The following is a 19,316-nucleotide window of genomic DNA, read 5'->3' on the forward strand; positions in this document are numbered from 1 at the left end:
TATAATTATACTCATGGGTATATATTCACCTGCCGCTGCTTTCATTAACCAAATAGTGAACTTGGCATCTGTCCGTGACAACGGGAAAGGCTGCGGAATATGCTGATGAAGCAAATAAATCGGAGTTTTAGAAAGCAAGGAGAGCGGTGAAGTGGCAAAGCTTAAGGTGGCAATCGTAACACCGGGATCGTTTCCGATTCCTTCTGCGGGGAGCAGTTCGGTCGAACGGGTGGTGGAAAAGATCATGCCTCTTACTGCCCATGCCGTCAATCCGGTCATTTACGGACGAACAGCTAAAGGCTTTGGGCCGGTTGGCCAAATTGAGGGAGTGCCTTGTCTGCGCTATCCCGCCGGGGACAAAGGGGCGTACATTAACCAGGTGAGCCGCTCGATAAGCCTGTTCGCTCCCGATCTGATTGAGGTGGAGAACCGGCCCGGCTACGTGCTGACGCTTGGCAGGCGCCATCCCGGTACGAGAATTTGGCTGAATCTGCACTCCTCCTCCTTTATTGGCAGGGATGCGATCAGCCGGGAGCGGCTGAGGGCAAGCTTCAAGCGGTCCGAGAAAATTATCGTGAACAGCGAATTTCTGCGGGATGAGGTCATTCGCCGCGTGCCGGAGGTAGCTCCTAAACTGCGCGTTGTCCATATTGGAGTGGATACGGAACGTTTCGTATCGCGCTGGGATCCGGATGGAGAGAGCCGGAGAGAGAACTTGCGTATAAGCAGAGGCTGGCAGGGGCGTGATGTCGTGCTGTTTATGGGCCGTCTCATTCCTTTAAAAGGCGTGCATCATCTGCTGGCCGTTATGCCTTGGCTAATTCGCGATCATCCGTCGATTTTACTCGTTATTGTAGGCAGCCCTTACTACGGTTCGCACCAGTCGAGCAAGTACAGCCAAATGCTGACGCGTCTTGGATGCAAATACCCGGAGCATGTTCGCTTCGTGCCGTATGTGCCGTATCCCGAAGTGCCGGACTGGTTTGTCGCGGCCGACATTGCCGCCGTTCCTTCCGGCGCGAGAGAAGCGTTTGGGCTCGTAAACGTAGAGGCGATGTCCTGCGGAATTCCGGTTGTCGCTTCCCGGGCTGGCGGAATGAAGGAAATCATTCTGGAACATGAAACCGGCTATCTCGTAAATCCCGCTCGGATGTATGACGAGCTTGGCGACAGGCTGCTCGATCTGCTGCGCAATCCATCGTTGCGTGAGGAAATGGGCCGCCGCAGCCGCAGCCGCGCCGAGGAGCATTTCACTTGGCGGGCTGCTGCGGAGCGCTGGCTGAAGCTGTTGGAGGAATAGTGGCGATTGCGGGATATTTTCCATTTTCAACAGCCGAATCAGAGTGGTGCATGTTCGGGATTCTGCTTGGCTAGAACCGGTAGGCCAGCCGGTGATGGAATGGATAGCGGGGCATCTGAGCATTAAATAATAGAATCCGAGAGTGGGTCCAAACGGACTCGCTTTTTTTCGTATTGGGGTGGTGCATTATCGTATTAAGGTTCCGTTACGGATAGCGTGGATGCGGCCGTCACATAGCGAGTCTAATCCATTTTGGACAAAAACGTGCCACCGGCTTCACTTGGAGAAACAACCATCTGGTTGTTAACCCAAATCAAAATCTATGTTGCAAGCATAGAATATTTCAAATTGATGAAAAATTGGAGGAAATGATATGAATGATGGAGAGGTACAGATTAGCACGCAATCTAATTTAGGTGTAATTCTAGTATTGTTTATCCTGCTTGTTATTGTTACAAAAGTATTTTATTTTAGGCCCGATGAAGACGGTGAGACTTCAATAAATTCAACATTAACTTTTGAAATATATAACGGATCTACTTTTGCCTCACCAGCTTATCGGCTTCGATTTTATACCCGTACAGGCCAGATACCTTTGCCAAGCAGATATATCTATCCTTTTTTTTCTGAATTTATCACATTCCAATTTGATGGCTATGAACAAAAAGTGGCGACTATCACCTACCGGGTTTACGACGACTATGATAGGAGTACGCCACCCGTAATACTTGGGGAAATCACCTTTCAACTAGAGGGAGTACCTGGATTTGGATTAATAAGAGTTTTACGAAACACTTCCCCGGTAAGAGCTCTTGTGTTTCCACCTAATCGAGTTGCTGTTCACCCTCCTGCCGAATACCGGCAATAGCGAAAGTCTTGGAGCTGTTTGGCATCCGCGAAGCTTCGCCCAGTTTCGTTTCTGGTGAAGCCTTTGCTCCGACTTGCTCAACCGGTTTAAACTTACACGCTCCTTGCTGTACTCCCACACATGTCGAGTCACCATTTTCAGTGGAACATAAATGAGCAGCGGCTCCTCCTTTTTAGTTTGGGGATCGTGAATTTGAATGTTTTTTAGCCGGGGCCAATTCTAGTCAGCGTTCATAGAATAGCTTAACAGACGGAGAATTGGAGGGAGTTTACAATGCATAATGCAGTGATGCAGATCAGCGCATATGCAACTATGGGGTTAATTCTAGTTTTGTTTATATTGCTTGTTGTCGTTACAGGTATCTCTTGGATTAAACAAGACGAAGAAGAATCGTTAAATCAAAGCACGTTTGAGTACGAGCTGAAGAATTTATCAAAACAGTATAGACTTCGCTTTTATACGCGAACAGGGCCATTAAATATACCGAGTTCGAACCTTTTGCCCGGCGGCTTAGAGATTCTTGTGTTAAGGTCTGCTGTCACGGAAATAACGGTTGCGACCGTCACTTACCGGGTCTTTAGCATTTCAGATACAAACGTGCCGCCGGCTTCACTTGGAGAAGTCACTTTTCAAGTGGAGTGGGATCTTATTTTTGGCTACATTAGAACGATAAAAAATACTTCGCCGCTTGCTGCAATCGGTTATTCTTCCAGAGGAATGGCTCTATATGAAATATGAAGTTAGGATATTCCAGCAGATAATAAATTGGAGGTAATAGTTTGATCAATGAGTTTACGCATATTAGCTCTTATTCCAACGTTGGTATCATTTTGGTTTTATTTATTCTGCTAGCTATCGTTACGAGCATTTTTTGCTACATCCCTGATGAAAAAGGAGAAAGAGATGTTTCGATTCAATCGACATATGATTTTGGACTTTATAACGCATCCACCTTGTATAGGCTCCGTTTCTATACACGTACAGGTCAAATAAATTTTCCGGAATTAAATCTTTATCCTGGTGAGAAGGAAGTTCTCAAATTAAGATTTAACGGTTTTGAACAACAAGTTGGCACGATCACTTACCGCGTTTACTATAATGCGGATAAAAGCACACCGCCATCTATGCTCGGAGAAATAAGTTATCAGTTAGAAGGGACTCCCGCCTTGGGATTGATAAAATTATTGCGTAATACTTCGCCAGCCAGAACGTTATCAAATGGATTGAAAAGTGAATACATTTTAGACTGACTCAAACTAACAGGAGGGTCCTCATAACTCGCTTTTTTGCTTTTTGCAACGGTTCCTTGGCCTGCTGCTTATTGACGTTGCCGAAGGGTACGAATCATTTTTATTCTCTCTTCCGCTTCCAACGTAGTTTTAACCATTTTGGAACCTCAGATAATGTCCAGCTATGGATATAGGCAGAGGGTGGGTCCAATTCTAGTTCTCATTCATAGAATATTTCAGCAGATAAAGTATTGGAGGAACTAGGATGGAGCATGAGATTGCGCAAATTAGCGCGTATACCAACATTGGAATCACTTTGGTTTTGTTTATTTTGCTCGTTATCGTAACAAGCATTTTTTGCTATAAACCTGATGAAGATAATGATTCTTCCATTCAATCCACGCTGGATTTCGGGCTTTCCAATGAGTCGAGATTGTACAGACTTCGCTGGTATTCCAAATCAGGGCCAATGAATATTCCCGAGCGGCGTTCTCTTTTTCCCGGCGACTTTGACTTGTTAACTTTAAGATTAAACGGAGTTAATTTACAGATTGCCACTGTATCTTACCGCGTTTATTATGTAGCTGATTTAAGCCCAACGCCAACATTACTTGGTGAAATAAGCTTTCAGTTAGAAGGGACTCCCGGTTTGGGGGTCATAAGTGTTTTGCGCAATACCTCCCCAGCTAGTTCGGTATCGGTAACTTTGCGGAACAAAGCGATTTACGACTGATTGAGATTGAAAGGAGGGACAATATCCGCTTTCCTGCTATCGGTTAAACGCACAATCAACTTCAAGTTCTATCACATATAAAATAGAATTCCCGCGTAATAGGAGATGAATAAATGAAGTCCAAAGCACCGGCGAAAAAGCAATTAAAACGCCCGATCAAAAAACAAGCAACAAGCGGCACGATGCAACTGAAATTGAACAATCTTTTGAAAAAGCAAGTAAGGATGAGCCAAAAAACGGCTGGAACAAGGCAAGGACGTTCCTTAATCCGCAGCACAGGAGTGCTCAAAAAGAACCCAAGCACGGATACGGCTAACGTTGATATTATGAATCGCGGCGACTCGGAGATATCTGTAAATGTGTTAATCATTAGTTGGGATTCCGATAACCCTGAAACGATTGGCAACATTAGCGACATTATACCGTCCAACTCGTTTCGTTCCTTTAATACCTCGCTTATTGACGTTGCTGAACGATACGAAATCATCATTTTTCTTTCTTCCGCTTCCAACGTAGTCATCAACCACTTTGGTACTTTTGATAATGTTCCACAGATCGGGAATATTGTACTGGATCGCGATTTTGTAGGAGTTCGCTTATAAAAGTAGCGATGCTAATGTGCGTTTTGAATAGAACTCTAGCAATAGATATAGGCAGAGGGAGGGTCCAAACGACCCTCTTTTTTAATAGGTTAAATTGAATTCCATTTGCCGGTCCAATTCTATTTTTAGTCATAGAATAATTTAGCAGAAAAATTGGGGAGGAATTAAGATGGAGCATGAATTTGCGCAGATTAGCGCATATTCCAGCATTGGGATCACTTTGGTTTTGTTTATTTTGCTCGTTATCGTGACAAGCTTTTTTTGCTATAAACCTGATAAAAATAGAAATGTTTCAACTCAATACACATTTGAATTCACTTTAACTAACTTATCAACAAAATATTGGCTTCGTTTCTCCTCGCGTACAGGTAAGTTGATTCGTTCCAAAAGGTTCCTCTATCCAGGCGATTCAGATATTCTCTATTTAACGTTTGACGGTATTGAAGAACAGATCTCCACGATCACTTACCGCGTATACAGCGTTTCGGACACGAATATACCGCCAGAAATGCTTGGGGATATAACCATCCAAGTGGAAGGAATACCCGGTTTAGTATTCACTAGAGTGGTAGGGAATACTTCGCCAGCCACAGTATACAAACAAGGATCGGATGACGTGGAGGTCCATGACTAATGGAGACAACACCCGGAACAATCTGTTGAAAAAACAAGTCCGTGAGCCAAAAAACAGCTGGAGCAAGGCAAAAGGCAAGGGCGTTAGCCCGCTCCAATTCTATTTTTCGGCCATAGAATAATGTAGAAGACGAAGTATGGAGGTAATAGAATGAGGGATGAATTTTCACAAATCAGCTCGTATTCCAACGCTGCTATCACTTTAGTTTTGTTTATTTTGCTCGTTATCGTGACAAGCATCATTTGTTTTAGCCCCAAAGAAGATCATGATCCTTCCAATCTATCCACGTTGGATTTTTGGATTAACAACGATTCTAGCTTATATAGACTTCGCTTTTTTTCCAAATCCGGGCCGCTGAATGTTCCCGATAAACGCAATCTGCTGCCTGGAGAGTCCGATAAAAACCTCACCTTAAGATTAGACGGGTTTAATATAACGATTGCAACACTGACCTACCGTGTTTATTACGCCTCAGAAACGAGCTTTCCGCCTGCATTGCTCGGCGAGATGACCTTTCAAGTAGAAGGGACTCCGGGCGTGGGAGGTATGAGCACATTAAGCAATACGTCGCCAGCATATATAGCTATTGCCGGTTTCCGGGGTAAATCAATTCTTGACTAGCTTGTCTGCCTTATTCATCTCCAATAGTTGTGCGTGCGAACCAGAAAACTTATTATAGATATAAAATGAACGGGAACTGGAGATACCCCATGAGTTCAATGGATCGTACGCCTTTATATCAGAAAATTCAAGAGCATATTCGCGACTTGATCGCTTCCGAAGAACTGGCCGAGGGCGACCGGATTCCGACGGACCGGCAGCTCATGGACGAATTCAACGTCAGCAAAATTACGGTTGTCAATGCGCTGAAAGGACTGGCAAACGAAGGTCTAATTACAAGAGTGCCGGGGCGGGGCAGCTTTGTAAGCGGATCAGTCCGGAATGCGGAGACGACAGGCACAGCCGAGCCGCGTTTAGCTGCTTCCCTGTCCACATCCAGCAGCGGAAGCGGCGTCAAACAGGCAGGTTTAATCGGCATGGTCATTCCATCCATCGGGGATTATTTTGCAACCCGGCTTGTGGAGGGAGCGCGTAAAGCCATTGAGGCTAAAGGCCGCAGGCTGGCGGTTCTTTTTTCCGGCGGAGTGCTGGAGCATGAAAAGGAAGCCATCGCTGCGCTGCAGGGAATTGGTGCGGAAGGACTGCTTATTTTTCCTGTGGACGAGGAGCAGTACAACGAGGAGATTTTGGCGATGAAATTTGCCGGATATCCGTTTGTGCTGCTGGATCGTTATTTGCCCGGAGTGGAAACAAACTTTATCGCCGCTGACGGCCGCAAAGGTATGGAGCTGGCGGTGAACTACCTTTGGGAGCTGGGGCATCGCGAGATTGCGCTTTGCTCCGATTCGCCGCTGCAAACCGTCACGGTGCAGGAGCGAATAGAAGGGTACATGAACGCGCTAAAGCAAAAAGAGGCGCTCATTAACCCGGCTCATATCGTAACGGGTTTTAGTATTGACAGTCTGGATGATGCGGAAGCTCATCCGCTGTATAGTATTCTGCGCAGCCGCGCAGCCAGTGCTTATATTACGCTGAACGGCTATCTTGCTGTCCGAATGAGCCAGCTAGCGGAAAGTGCGGGACTGAACGTGCCGGAGGATGTGTCGATTGTCAGCTTTGATGATCCAACCTCGATTGTGGAGGGAATGGGGCAATTCACCCATATCCGGCAGTTTGAATTCGAGATGGGCAAGCGGGCCGGTGAGCGCTTGTTGGAAATAATCAACAGCGAGGGGAAGGACTACGGCTGCGTCAAACAGCTCCTTGAGCCGGAGCTTGTCGTAAGACACACTTCGGGACCGCCGCGATAACGGAAACGAGCAAAAAAAGCTCAGAGCAAACGGCTCTGGGCTTTAGTCATTTTTTAAGCATATTGCCTACTGCTCTGCATGGCAGATCCAGCCCGTCATAATTGCGGACGAGAAAAACCGGGTTGGATGCGTGAAGCCGGCTTCAGTCAATTGACTCTTGATCTCCTCCTCCGTCAAAAGGGACAGATCCTTAATCCGCTCATCCAGCTCATCCACCTTTGACTTCGGAATTCCGTTATCTAAACGAAAGCTTTTCCAAATATTCAGCTTGGTTTGCATCTCGCCGCTGTCGCTCTCGCCGCATCCGCAAACGACGGCAAAGGGCGCGCCTGGCTTGAGCCGAGCCTTTACGTTTCGCAGCAGCTCCAGCTTTTCATCCATATCCTGGACAAAGTGAAGCACCAGCAAACAGCTGGCCGCGTCAAACTTTGCCTCTTCCAAAGGCAAATCCTCCACCGTTCCGTGAAAAAGCTTTACGCGGTCAGTTAGGTTCAGCTGTTCCGCTTTATACTGCGCCAGCCCGATCATCTCTTCGGAAGGGTCAACCCCCGCAAACGTCCATCCCGGATTGGATGGTCCCCAGGCTGCCAGTTCATTGCCCGTGCCAGCTCCGACAACAAGCAGCGAAGCATCCCGCCCGTCGAGCTGCATGCGAAAATAGGATTGAATAATACTGAACATGGCATCATATCCCGGAAGAGAGATGCGGGTATTTTTGTCGTACAGCGCCGATTTTTCCGCCTTAGAGACTTGATTGTCACTCACTTGAACCAGCTCCAATTCTACAATTCTCTTCTATTTATCCATCATAGTCCAACGCAGAGTGAATACCAAACTCATATTATAATATATTGAACATATACAATACATATATTATAGTTAGATCAACTAGGAACGTTTAAGTTACAACGAATGAGCCAAAGGAGAGAATATTATGCCTTACGAGGTCATAAAGCTGGATCGTCTTAAATCGGTGCTGGAGCGCCTGCAAGCAAAAATATACGAGCCTATTGCCAATTTGGAAGTTTCGGCTTGGGTTACAAAAGAGCCGGTTACATATGCGGACCGTATGTCGGGACGGCCTCTAACGCTGCAGAACGGCGATAAATGGGGCGAGCTTTGGGATTGCGCCTGGTTTCACTTTAAAGGAGTTGTGCCGGAGCAGGCTAAAGGAGAAAAGGTTGTGCTGCTCATCGACGTAAACGGCGAGGTGTGCCTCGTTGATGAAGAAGGATCGCCGGCTCAAGGGCTGACCAACATTAATTCTGAATTTGATTATTCGCTTGGCCTTCCAGGCAAAAGAGTTGTTCCGGTTAGCGAAAGCTCAACCGGCTCGGAGGAAATCAATCTTTGGGGCGATGCGGGCTGCAACGACCTGTTCGGCCATTACCGGAGCGGCACGCTGAAGGAAGCCGTCATTGCGATATGCCGTGAAGAGATTCGGAAGCTATATTATGATTTTGAGGTGCTGCTGGAAACGGCGGAGCATCTGCCGGAAGGCTCGGCCCGCAAGGAGCGTATTTTGCACACGCTTTATGATGCTTCGCTGCTGCTGGCGAATTCTACGGAGGAGAAGCTGGCGGAAGTCCGCCGCATGCTCGCTCAGCAGCTTGCCAAACGCGGAGGCGATTCCGTATTAACGATTAGCGCTGTTGGACATGCCCATATCGACTTGGCTTGGCTGTGGCCGATCCGCGAGACGATTCGTAAAGGCGCGCGCACATTTTCGACTGTACTGCACATGATGGAGCGCTACCCGGATTATGTATTTGGCGCGAGCCAGCCGCAGCTGTACGATTGGATGAAAACCCATTATCCGAAGCTGTACAGCCGTATCAAGGAGCGTGTGCAGGAAGGCCGCTGGGAGCCGCAAGGCGCGATGTGGGTTGAGTCCGATACAAACGTGCCGGGCGGCGAGTCGCTTGTCCGCCAGCTTTTGTACGGGAAGCGGTATTTTCAGCAGGAGTTTGGACAGGAGATGAAATCGCTCTGGATGCCGGATGTGTTCGGCTACACGGCGAGCCTGCCGCAGCTGCTCAAAAAAGCCGGCGTTGATTACATGATGACGCAAAAGCTGAGCTGGAGCTCCTACAACAAACATCCTCATCACACGTTCATGTGGGAGGGCATCGACGGCTCGCAGGTGCTGACGCATATGCCGCCGGAGGATACGTACAATAGTCCGGCTGCTCCTCGCTCTCTTGCAAAAGCCGAGCATGAATATCTGGACAAGGGCGTTTCTGACCGCGCCCTGATGCTGTTTGGCATCGGCGACGGCGGCGGAGGTCCTGGCGAGGAGCATTTGGAGCGGCTGGCCCGCGAACAAAATCTGCTTGGACTGGCGCCGGTGGAGCAGGAGCCGTCTCACCGGTTTTTTGAGCGGCTGGCGGAAGGGACCGACCGATACGAAGCTTGGCGGGGCGAGCTTTATTTGGAGAAGCACCAAGGCACGCTGACGAGCCAAGGGCGGAACAAGAAATACAACCGCAAGCTGGAAAAAGCGCTGCGCGAGCTGGAATTTGCCGCCGTACTGGCGGAAATGGCTGACGGCAGCCCCTATCCGGCGGAGCAGCTGGAGACGATATGGAAGGAAGTTCTGCTCTATCAGTTCCATGATATTTTGCCGGGATCGTCGATCAAACGGGTGTACGACGAGTCGCTGGAGCGTTACGCAACGCTGCTGGAGCAGACGGAGAGTCTGATCGGGAGTGCATATTTGTCAGTTGCGCGCGGCGGCGGCATATCCGGCACGGCTGTGTTCAACTCGCTTCCATGGGAGCGTGAGGAATGGCTGAAGCTGGACGGGGGCTGGAAGCATGTTCGTATCCCGGCGATGGGGTATTCCGATGTATCGGACTCGACTACGGGGACGGATGGCGTGGAATTTCCGCAGCTTAAAGCTTCGGCAGAGCAGCGAATCATTGAGAACAGCCTGTTGAAGGTCGTTTTTTCACCGGACGGTTCCATTGAATCGATTGTGGATAAAGAGCATGGACGCGAAATTGTGCAGCCGGGTCAGGCTGCCAATGCTCTGCGCATTTACGCCGATGAAGGCGATGCGTGGGACTTCCGGCAGGATTACCGGGCTACGGGAGGTATGAAGCTGGAGCTTGCGGATCTGATACCATTCCAGGATGGACCAAAAGCCGGATTTATTATGCGTTACTGGTTCGGAGAGTCGATGCTGGCGCAGCGGGTAGAGCTTACGGAGGGAAGCCGCCGGATTGACTTTGAAACGGAAGTGGACTGGAAGGAATCGGGCAAAATGCTGCGTACCTCGTTCCCGCTGAACGTTCGCACGGATTCCGCAAGCTGTGAAATTCAGTTCGGTTATCTGAAACGCCCGACGCATCGCAACACGATGTGGGATTACGCCAAGGACGAAATTTGCGCTCATCATTATGTGGACTTGTCGGAGCCGGATTACGGCGTGGCGCTGCTGAACGACAGCAAGTACGGGCATCGCGCCGAGGGCGGCGAGCTGGATCTCAATCTGCTGCGCAGCCCCTCCTGGCCTGATCCTGAAGCTGACCGCGCGGAGCACTCGTTTACGTATTCGCTGTATCCGCATGCGGGCAATCATGTGGAAGCCGGCGTTTACCGCCGGGGGTATGAGCTGAACGTGCCGCTGCGTGTATACGAAGGGGATAGCGGTATTAGCGTGGAAAACGAATCCGCCTCCGCAGCAGCCGAAAGCTCGCAGCCGGAAAGCTCCTTCCTGCTTGCCGGACATCCAAATGTGATGATTGAAGCCGTGAAGCGTGCGGAGGATGACGGGGATATCGTCGTTCGCCTGTACGAAACGGCGGGCACTCGTCTGCAAACGAAGCTGCAGGCCGGTTTCCCGGTCGCGGCAGCATGGAATGCCGATCTGCTGGAGCAAAAGCTGGAGCCGCTGGATGTAACGGGAGATGCGATGGAGCTTGAATTTGGGCCGTTTGAGGTGAAGACGGTTAAGCTTTCCCGAAAGAGCTAGTAAGCAGCAAATTTTATAATGCAATGCCATAAAGCCGCTCCGTAATCGGAGACGGTTTTTTGGCATGAGCTTCAGCACTATGCTTAGTCTAGTTTGACCATTCAGACAATAGCGGATTTTCCAGCTAAACCGGGTATAAGAGTTTCACAAAAATCGGATTCAGATTTGAGGATTTAATTGGAATTGACGGCGAGTGTTATAATTCTTACAGTCTTGCTAGAGATTAGATGTTGTTATCCTGTTTGGGAGGCTGCTGAAAATGAAGCGAATCCGTATAAATCCTATCCGCAGCTGCGTGATTCTTCTCGCCGCAGTAGCACTCATTTTGATTGTATGGCGGATATCACAAGACCAAAACGGCTATACGGAGCCGGAAACTGCCGCGAAAAAACTGCATATTTTTGCAACCGATTTTGGGGAAAAGAAATCGTTTGAGGACAACTGGTTTACGGGAATGGTAGAAGAGAAGTTTAAGGTTGATTTGGAGTGGATGTCCGTACCAGGCGGCGCAGCCTCGGAAAAAAGAAAAATGCTTCTCTTGGCGGGGAGTGACTACCCGGAAATATTTATGACCTCATTCTCCAAGTACGAACAATTTCAATTGGGGCAAAACGGCACGCTTCTGCCGCTGAACGAACTCATTGAGCAATTCGCGCCGAACGTGAAAAAGGCTTTTCAAAACAATGAGGAATTGCGGAAAGCTGCAGCGTCGCCTAACGGGAAAATTTATTTTATTCCAACCATTGATGAGTGTTTTCATTGCTCCTACCCGCAGAAAATATGGATGAACAAAATGTGGCTGGATAAGCTGGATTTACCGGCTCCGCGTACATACGAAGAATTGTACCGTACGTTGACCGCTTTTAAAAAGCTGGATCCCAATGGCAACGGCGCAGCCGATGAAATTCCGCTAAGCGGCAGCTCGGCCATGTATGTCGGCAATATGATGGGATATTTAATGAACGCATTTGTCTATTATGACGGAGAGAATTTTCTTCAGGTTCAAAACGGCAAGGTGAGCTTTATCGGCAACAGTCCGGAATACCGGCAAGGTCTTCGCTATTTGAGGAAGCTTTACGAAGAGGGTCTGATTGATCCTAATATTTTTGCGCAAAGCGTAAATACCTTCACGGAGCGGACAAACGGCAGTCCCGCAAGGGTCGGCGCGTTTGTTGCAAATCATGCAGGAGCGGTAATTCCATTAACGTCTCCGCTATACAGGGAGTACGAAGTGTTACCGCCTCTTATTGGGCCTGCCGGCAAAAGGACAACCGGCTTCAAGCCGCATAAATTTGGCAGCGGAGGCTTTGTGATCACGGACAAGGCGACGCCGGAGCAGGCCGAGGCAATCATTCGAATCATTGATTTTTTGTACACGGAAGAGGGAACCATGCTGGCTACCTACGGCAAGGAGGGGGAGGTTTGGGAGAAGGCTGCAGCCTCGCTTGATTTTAACGGGAATCCGGCGAAGTACAGATTGTTGCCGGCTTATTATACCAATCGTATTCGTGACAGCTGGTGGAATTCCGGACAGGTAGCCATGACGAATCGCCTTCGCGAGTCGTTTGCCGTTGAAGGAGATCCGCTTGACCCTCGGAACTACGAATATCGTCTTTATTATGAAACGAAAACTAAATACGAGCCATATCGGCCCGACCAGTTCATTCCGCCGAATTTGCCGTTCACCACGGAGGAGCTGCAGCAGGTCGAATTGCTGCGCAATGAAATCGGGAACTATTTGAATGATCAAACGGTGCAGTTTGTACTTGGCGCCAAAAATCTGGACGATGACTGGGCAGAGTACATGGCTGGATTCAATAAGCTCAATGTCAACTATTACGTGGAGCTGACTCAAAGAGCTTATGATTCATCGAACAGATAACATGGATTGCAGCCTGCCGCGAATTCGCGGCAGGCTTATTTATGCGCTCAGATCCCTTTAGCAGCGCGGCTTGTAGAATACGGCATATCGGAAGAAAGAAGCTTATTGAACGGAGCCGGACGTGCAGATAAGCTCATATCACTCGGGCAAAGGCAAAGGAGGAATTGCATGCATGACGGCAGCGAAGACAGTTCGTTTGTTTAAAAAGAGCTTCAGAAAACGGTGGCAGCTTTATCTGTTTATGATCATTCCGCTATTGCATATAACCGCATTTAAGTATGTGCCGATGTTTGGCAATGTGATTGCTTTCCAGGATTACTCGTTTGAACGAGGGCTGTTCGGTAGCGATTGGATAGGATTCAAATATTTCAAACAGTTTTTCGATTCGCCGGAAGCGCTGAATACGATTCGAAATACGATTTTAATTAGTTTATTTACGCTGATATGCTCGTTCCCTGTACCGATCCTTTTAGCGATCATGCTGAATGAAATTCGCAGCCAAGGCTTCAAAAAGATCGTGCAGATGGTTACTTATGCTCCATACTTCATCTCGACGGTTGTTGTGGTTTCGATGTTAATGTTTCTGCTTTCGCCCCATACCGGATTTGTTAATCCTCTTCTGGTGAAGCTCGGAATGGAGCCGATCAATTTCATGGGAGAGAGCCAGTTTTTTAGGCCGATCTATATTCTTTCGGATATTTGGCAGACAGCGGGCTACAGCGCAATTATTTATATTGCCGCGCTTGCCGGTGTCAATCCCGAATCCTATGAGGCCGCCCGTATGGACGGCGCTACCCGGCTGCAGAAAATCCGGCACATCGATCTTCCATGGATAATGCCAACGATTACTATCTTATTGATTCTTGGAGCGGGAAGCATCATGAGCATCGGCTTCGAAAAGATTTTCCTGATGCAAAATCCGATGAATACCAGCGTATCGGAAGTTATACCCACCTATGTGTACAAGGTTGGCCTCTTGTCCGCCAACTACAGCTATTCGACAGCCGTTGGATTATTCAACTCTTTGGTCAATATGATTCTGATACTGTCCGTTAACTACGCAGCGCGCAAAATATCCAATAACAGTCTGTTCTAAGGGGGTTACACCATGCTCCAGCGGGTTTCCATCCGGCGGAATGCCGAACGCAGAACGCCCATACGCGAACCTTTGACCGACAGATTGTTTGTTGGGTCCATTTACTTCATCTTATCTCTTGTCACCATAGTTGTTTCCTATCCTCTGATTTATATTGTAAGCGCATCCTTTAGCGCCCCGTCCGCCGTTATTTCAGGCAAGGTATGGCTGCTGCCGGTTGATCCTACGCTCGTTGCCTACAAGGCAATTCTGCAAAGTCCAAAGCTGCTGGCGGGTTTTGGCAATTCACTGTTTTACACGGTTGCAGGAACGATGGTCAGCTTGGTTTTATCCCTTTTGCTTGCTTACCCGTTGTCTCGAAGAGATCTGGTAGGCAGAGGCCCCATTATGTTCTATTTAGCGGTGACCCTTGTCATCGGAGGCGGGCTCATCCCTATGTATTTGACGGTCAAATACTTTGGAATGCTTGATACCCGCTGGGCAATGATCATCCCGGGGGCAATCTCTGTATGGCAGGTTATTATTGCGCGAACCTTTTTTCAGACAACCATACCGGATGAGCTTTCGGAAGCAGCCGAGATGGACGGAAGCAGCGACTTCAGGTTTTTCTGGCAAATGGTCATTCCGCTCTCCAAGCCGATTATCGCCGTTATGGGACTCATGTACGCGGTCGGCATGTGGAACAGTTATTTTGACGCTTTAATCTATCTGAACGATTCCAAGTTATTCCCGCTTCAGTTGGTGCTTCGAAGCATTCTTGTCATGAATCAGGTCGATCCCGAGATGATGAGAGACGCCCAGCAGATGATTCAGGCTCAAGGCCTGTCGACGCTGCTGAAGTACTCGCTGATTGTGGTCGCGAGCGCACCGGTGCTGATTTTATATCCGTTTGTGCAAAGGTTTTTTATCAAAGGCATCATGATTGGTTCTCTGAAAGGTTAAGCGGACACTCAAGTTTTGCAGAGATTTAATTATGAGGAGGAGTCAAGCTTGAGCAAACTATTCCGGTTCGTCGTGCTGTCTGTTTTTATGGCGTTTATCGTCATCCTGTCTGCCTGCAGCAATAACGGAAATAGCGGAGGCGAAAATGCTTCCGGGCAAGAAGGAAAGACGGAGGGGGCTGAAGGAGCAGAGGCTTCGGTCCGGTTTAAAATGTTCGCGATGCCTGATAACCGGATTGAAAATATCGAGACCAATGAATTTACGGCCTATCTGGAGGACCGCCAAAAAATTAACATCGACTGGATGACCGTTCCTGGCGGCCAGGATGTCGAGCAGAAGAAAAACCTGCTCATGTCCACTGGCGATTATCCGGAAGTAATGTGGAGCACATTTACGCCTGCGGAGCAATACAAATACAGCCAGTCGGGCGCGCTGATTCCTCTGGACGATTTGATCAATCAATATGCTCCCAATGTGAAGAAGGCAATGGAAACGAATGAGCGTTACAAAAACGGCGTCACGGCGGCAGATGGAAAAATCTATGCGCTTAGCCAGCTCGGCGAGTGTTTTCATTGTTCGTATTCTCAGAAACTATGGATCAACAAAGCCTGGCTGGATAAGCTCGGACTCCAATTGCCTAAAACGACCGAGGAGTTTTATGCGGTGCTAAAGGCATTCAAGACGCAGGATCCGAATGGAAACGGGAAGGAAGATGAGATTCCGCTCACAGGGGCGGTCGGCACTTGGAACGGCGAGCTTTATGGCTTCCTCGTCAATCCATTCATCCTGAACAATAGGACCGACTTCACCGTTACTCAGAACGGCAAGGTAACGTTTGTCGGTGACAAGCCGGAATATAAACAAGCTCTTGAATATCTTAATCAGCTTTACAAAGAGAAGTTGATAGATGCGGCGGCGTTCACGCAAAATCTGGACAGTATGAGCCAGCTCATTAATTCCGCTGACCGGGTGGGCGCATTTACGGCGGGGCATGTGGCGATGGGAGCTACGCTGGATTCTCCGTTTTATAAAAATTACGTAGCGCTTTCTCCGCTAGAGGGACCGGGCGGACTGCGGACGACGGGTTATTTCCCTTCCGGTTTTAATACAGGCGGGTTTTCTATCACGAAGAAGGCCACAAATGAGCAGGCTATCGCCGCGATCAAAATGTTTGATTATTTGATGACCGAAGAAGGCACGCTGCGGGCAACGTTTGGAACGGAAGGCCAATTCTGGAGCAAGCCGCCGGAGGGGGCAAAAGATTTTGAAGGCAAACCCGCTAAATATTTGCTGAATCCGGAATTGGTCACCGATACCAAAATCCAAAATCTGACTTGGCACGGTATGGGCCAAGTCGGCCTCACCAATGAAATGCGCGTCTCTTTCGTCGCGCCGGAGGATGTTTTCTCGCCGGAGGCATACGAATACAGGCTGTATAGAGATACGAAGGACAATTATGAACCGTACACGCCAAAAGAAGGGCTGCCGCCCGCACTGCCGCTGCTCCCGGATGACCAGGACCGACTTGCGCAGCTGCAGACTGACATTAAAAAATATATGGAGGAGAATACGGTCCGCTTTATTACAGGTGACCAGAATATCGAATCCGGCTGGGACGGCTATGCTGCATCCTATTCCAAGCTGAAAGTAGACGAATATTTGGGTATTTTGCAAAAGGGCTATGAGCAGTTGAAAAAATAGAAGTTGCGTCGGAATCCCCTTCCTGTGAGGGGATTCCTGCAACGGCGGCTAGGAAACTTCTACCTGGAAAGGGGTACGGAATCGTTGAGCGAAGAAATCCAGATTTACGTCTCGCCGTACGGCTCGGACGAAGCGGCAGGTACGAAGGAGCAGCCATACGCTTCAATTGGGCGAGCTCAAAGGTCAGCGAGGGAAGCTTCCTCGGCTGGTAAAGCGGTAACCGTTAAAGTTGCCGGAGGCATTTACGATCTGAGCGAGCCGCTTCGCTTCGGAGCGGAGGACTCCGGTTCGGAAGCCGCGCCGGTTGTATACGAGTCATACGGAGACGAGCCCGCGGTGCTTAGCGGCGCTGCCGGGCTGCAGCTTAGCTGGGAGCCTTTCCGCGACGGGATTATGCAGGCCAAGCTGCCTGACGGCGTTGACCTGGACCAGCTTTATGTGGACGGCAAGTTATACCATATGGCCCGGTATCCCGACTTTGATGAAGAGATCCGCATCATGAACGGGTATGCCGCTGACTCCATCAGCAAGGAGAGGGCTGCACGCTGGAAGCGGCCGCAAGGCGGATACGTGCATGCCATGCACAGCCATTTGTGGGGAGATTACTGGTATCGGATCGCAGAAAATGACCGGACCACCGAGCTTCAGCTGGAGGGTGGCTGGCAGAATAACCGGCAAATGGGCATTCATGAGGAATTCCGCTACGTCGAAAATATTTTCGAGGAGTTGGATGCGCCTGGGGAATGGTATTGCGACCGGGAGACAGGAATTTTGTACGTGTTTCCTTTACCGGGCACGGATCTTGCGAAGGCGGAGACAAAGGGTGCCCATTTGAGCCATCTGCTGGAAATGAAGGGGCTTCCGGGGGCAAGTGCCCGCCATCTGACGGTGAGAGGATTTACGTTTACGATGACATCCCGCACCTTCATGTTAAACCGTGAACCGCTGCTGCGAAGCGATTGGACCGTTTATAGAGGCGGCGCGGTGCTTTTGCAGGGGACGGAGCACTGCTCCATACGGGATTGCACCTTTACGAAGCTTGGCGGCAACGCCGTATTTGTTGACGGATACAACCGGCAAGCTAGCGTTATCGGATGTCTTCTGGAGGACATTGGCTCAAACGGGATTGCTTTTGTAGGGCGGCCGGATAGCGTAAGGAATCCGCTATTTGAATACTATGAGCGGCAGAGGAAGGCAGACATCGATATGACGCCAGGTCCGCAATCGGACCAGTACCCTGCGCAATGTCTTGTCGAGGATTGCCTGATTACTAGAGTGGGAAGAGTGGAAAAACAATCTGCGCCTGTTCAAATTTCGATGGCGATGGATATTACCGTCCGCAGCTGCAGCATCTATGAGGTGCCGCGGGCCGGCATTAACATTTCGGAAGGCACATTTGGCGGGCATCTTATTGAACACTGCGATGTGTTCGAGACCGTGCTCGAAACGGGAGACCACGGCTCCTTCAATTCATGGGGGAGAGACCGCTACTGGCTGCTCGATGACGTAGACATGGATTCCATCAATGCGGATGAGCAGGCCGAGCGTGATCGGCTGCCGATTCTGGACATGGTCCGGCCGATCGTCATCCGCAACAACCGGTGGCGCTGCGATTACGGCTGGGATATCGATCTGGACGACGGATCGAGCTGGTACGAGATTTATAACAACCTGTGCCTGGCAGGGGGAATCAAGCTGCGAGAGGGCTTTTACCGGCGCTGCGAGAACAATGTGACAGTCAACAACAGCTTCCACCCGCATGTTTGGTTTAAAGGGAGCCGCGACATTTTCCGGCGCAATATTATCTTTACCGAGTACGCGCCAATTCGCGTCCCGCAGCCTTGGGGCAGCGAATGCGACGACAATCTGCTGCACTCGGCGGAAAGGGAACCGTCGCATGCTGCGCCGTTAGCAGCGATGAGCGGACGCGACGAACGCTCTATTGCGGCGGATGCGCTGTTTGTTGACCCGGATCATGGCGACTACCGGGTACGCGAGGGGTCTCCGGCGCTGGCTCTCGGCTTTGTGAACTTCCCTATGGATGAATTCGGCGTCCGTTCAGCCCGTCTCAAGGAACGGGCAAAAACGCCGAAGCTGCCGAACATCGGGGAACATCAAAGCGAATCGGGACGTCTCCCGCAGCATTCGCGCTGGGATCGTTGCAAGGTGAAAAACATTGTGGGGCTTGGCGAGGTATCCGCATCCGGCCTGCCGGAGGAGACAGGCGTACTGCTTGAGACAATTCCCTGGGGAAGCTGGCAAAATGAGCGCGGCTTTCAAATAGCGGATGTTATCCTTGAACTGAATGGGAGCCAGGTGGATACTGTAGACGATTTGTTTGCAGCGTTTGGAGGGGTTGGTGAAGGCGAACCGTTTGATGTGACCGTATTTCGCGGGCAGAAGCGGATTATTCTGCAGGTAAACAATTGGCAAGAGGAACGAGCATAGCTTAACTGAAGAAGGGGCTGTCCCAATGGTCGCG

At 49.5% G+C, this 19,316-nt stretch carries 16 protein-coding genes; 15 read left to right on the forward strand and 1 reads right to left on the reverse strand.

All coding sequences use genetic code 11. From position 1 onward, the window contains the following. Positions 1–151 precede the first annotated feature (151 nt). From M3223_RS05720 to M3223_RS05765, 9 genes are all read left to right on the forward strand, one after another. Positions 152–1,300: a glycosyltransferase family 4 protein gene (locus M3223_RS05720; protein WP_251559953.1), complete on the forward strand. Its 1,149-nt coding sequence runs from the start codon at positions 152–154 to the stop codon at positions 1,298–1,300. Between the two features lie 373 nt (positions 1,301–1,673). Further along, positions 1,674–2,168, forward strand: coding sequence for a hypothetical protein (locus M3223_RS05725; protein ID WP_251559955.1), 495 nt, complete (start codon positions 1,674–1,676; stop codon positions 2,166–2,168). 273 nt (positions 2,169–2,441) lie between these two features. Continuing rightward, complete coding sequence (locus M3223_RS05735; RefSeq protein ID WP_251559958.1) at positions 2,442–2,906, forward strand: hypothetical protein; 465 nt, start codon at positions 2,442–2,444, stop codon at positions 2,904–2,906. Positions 2,907–2,947: 41 nt separating this feature from the next. Then, complete coding sequence (locus M3223_RS05740; RefSeq protein ID WP_251559961.1) at positions 2,948–3,418, forward strand: hypothetical protein; 471 nt, start codon at positions 2,948–2,950, stop codon at positions 3,416–3,418. A gap of 244 nt (positions 3,419–3,662) precedes the next feature. Continuing rightward, the gene (locus M3223_RS05745) at positions 3,663–4,130 is read left to right on the forward strand and encodes a hypothetical protein (RefSeq protein ID WP_251559963.1); all 468 of its coding nucleotides are present in this window, start codon (positions 3,663–3,665) and stop codon (positions 4,128–4,130) included. A 113-nt stretch (positions 4,131–4,243) separates the two neighbouring features. Further along, positions 4,244–4,732 (forward strand): hypothetical protein, encoded by a 489-nt coding sequence (locus M3223_RS05750; RefSeq protein WP_251559965.1) that lies wholly within the window; start codon positions 4,244–4,246, stop codon positions 4,730–4,732. Positions 4,733–4,901: 169 nt separating this feature from the next. After that, positions 4,902–5,366 carry a hypothetical protein gene (locus M3223_RS05755; protein ID WP_251559967.1) on the forward strand — a complete coding sequence of 155 codons (465 nt, stop codon included), beginning with the start codon at positions 4,902–4,904 and terminating at the stop codon, positions 5,364–5,366. A gap of 150 nt (positions 5,367–5,516) precedes the next feature. After that, on the forward strand, positions 5,517–5,987 hold the full coding sequence (locus M3223_RS05760) for a hypothetical protein (RefSeq protein ID WP_251559969.1): 471 nt from the start codon (positions 5,517–5,519) through the stop codon (positions 5,985–5,987). An 89-nt stretch (positions 5,988–6,076) separates the two neighbouring features. Beyond that, positions 6,077–7,237, forward strand: coding sequence for a GntR family transcriptional regulator (locus M3223_RS05765; protein ID WP_251559971.1), 1,161 nt, complete (start codon positions 6,077–6,079; stop codon positions 7,235–7,237). 66 nt (positions 7,238–7,303) lie between these two features. Here the strand turns inward: M3223_RS05765 and M3223_RS05770 are convergent, their stop codons facing one another. Then, complete coding sequence (locus tag M3223_RS05770; RefSeq protein ID WP_251559973.1) at positions 7,304–8,002, reverse strand: class I SAM-dependent methyltransferase; 699 nt, start codon at positions 8,000–8,002, stop codon at positions 7,304–7,306. A 169-nt stretch (positions 8,003–8,171) separates the two neighbouring features. On the opposite strand from M3223_RS05770, the gene M3223_RS05775 reads away from it, so the two are divergent. The 6 genes from M3223_RS05775 (at position 8,172) to M3223_RS05800 (ending at position 19,282) form a co-directional block, all read left to right on the forward strand. After that, positions 8,172–11,213 carry an alpha-mannosidase gene (locus M3223_RS05775; RefSeq protein ID WP_251559975.1) on the forward strand — a complete coding sequence of 1,014 codons (3,042 nt, stop codon included), beginning with the start codon at positions 8,172–8,174 and terminating at the stop codon, positions 11,211–11,213. Positions 11,214–11,472: 259 nt separating this feature from the next. Continuing rightward, entirely contained in the window at positions 11,473–13,095 is a 1,623-nt protein-coding gene (locus M3223_RS05780) for an extracellular solute-binding protein (RefSeq protein WP_251559977.1), read from the forward strand. A 172-nt stretch (positions 13,096–13,267) separates the two neighbouring features. Continuing rightward, on the forward strand, positions 13,268–14,191 hold the full coding sequence (locus M3223_RS05785) for an ABC transporter permease (protein WP_251559979.1): 924 nt from the start codon (positions 13,268–13,270) through the stop codon (positions 14,189–14,191). 12 nt (positions 14,192–14,203) lie between these two features. Further along, the gene (locus M3223_RS05790; RefSeq protein WP_251559981.1) at positions 14,204–15,133 is read left to right on the forward strand and encodes a carbohydrate ABC transporter permease; all 930 of its coding nucleotides are present in this window, start codon (positions 14,204–14,206) and stop codon (positions 15,131–15,133) included. Positions 15,134–15,181: 48 nt separating this feature from the next. Next, positions 15,182–16,834 (forward strand): extracellular solute-binding protein, encoded by a 1,653-nt coding sequence (locus M3223_RS05795; protein WP_251559983.1) that lies wholly within the window; start codon positions 15,182–15,184, stop codon positions 16,832–16,834. 84 nt (positions 16,835–16,918) lie between these two features. After that, positions 16,919–19,282 carry a hypothetical protein gene (locus M3223_RS05800; protein ID WP_251559985.1) on the forward strand — a complete coding sequence of 788 codons (2,364 nt, stop codon included), beginning with the start codon at positions 16,919–16,921 and terminating at the stop codon, positions 19,280–19,282. The last annotated feature ends 34 nt before the right edge of the window (positions 19,283–19,316 follow it).

It is taken from the genome of Paenibacillus pasadenensis (assembly GCF_023715725.1).
Lineage (GTDB): Bacteria > Bacillota > Bacilli > Paenibacillales > Paenibacillaceae > Paenibacillus_O > Paenibacillus_O pasadenensis_A.

Coding starts and splice junctions, on each gene's coding strand:
- M3223_RS05725 (WP_251559955.1), top strand. CDS start 1,674: ATGAATGATGGAGAGGTACAGATTAGCACGCAATCTAATTTAGGTGTA.
- M3223_RS05735 (WP_251559958.1), top strand. CDS start 2,442: ATGCATAATGCAGTGATGCAGATCAGCGCATATGCAACTATGGGGTTA.
- M3223_RS05745 (WP_251559963.1), top strand. CDS start 3,663: ATGGAGCATGAGATTGCGCAAATTAGCGCGTATACCAACATTGGAATC.
- M3223_RS05750 (WP_251559965.1), top strand. CDS start 4,244: ATGAAGTCCAAAGCACCGGCGAAAAAGCAATTAAAACGCCCGATCAAA.
- M3223_RS05755 (WP_251559967.1), top strand. CDS start 4,902: ATGGAGCATGAATTTGCGCAGATTAGCGCATATTCCAGCATTGGGATC.
- M3223_RS05760 (WP_251559969.1), top strand. CDS start 5,517: ATGAGGGATGAATTTTCACAAATCAGCTCGTATTCCAACGCTGCTATC.
- M3223_RS05765 (WP_251559971.1), top strand. CDS start 6,077: ATGAGTTCAATGGATCGTACGCCTTTATATCAGAAAATTCAAGAGCAT.
- M3223_RS05775 (WP_251559975.1), top strand. CDS start 8,172: ATGCCTTACGAGGTCATAAAGCTGGATCGTCTTAAATCGGTGCTGGAG.
- M3223_RS05780 (WP_251559977.1), top strand. CDS start 11,473: ATGAAGCGAATCCGTATAAATCCTATCCGCAGCTGCGTGATTCTTCTC.
- M3223_RS05785 (WP_251559979.1), top strand. CDS start 13,268: ATGACGGCAGCGAAGACAGTTCGTTTGTTTAAAAAGAGCTTCAGAAAA.
- M3223_RS05790 (WP_251559981.1), top strand. CDS start 14,204: ATGCTCCAGCGGGTTTCCATCCGGCGGAATGCCGAACGCAGAACGCCC.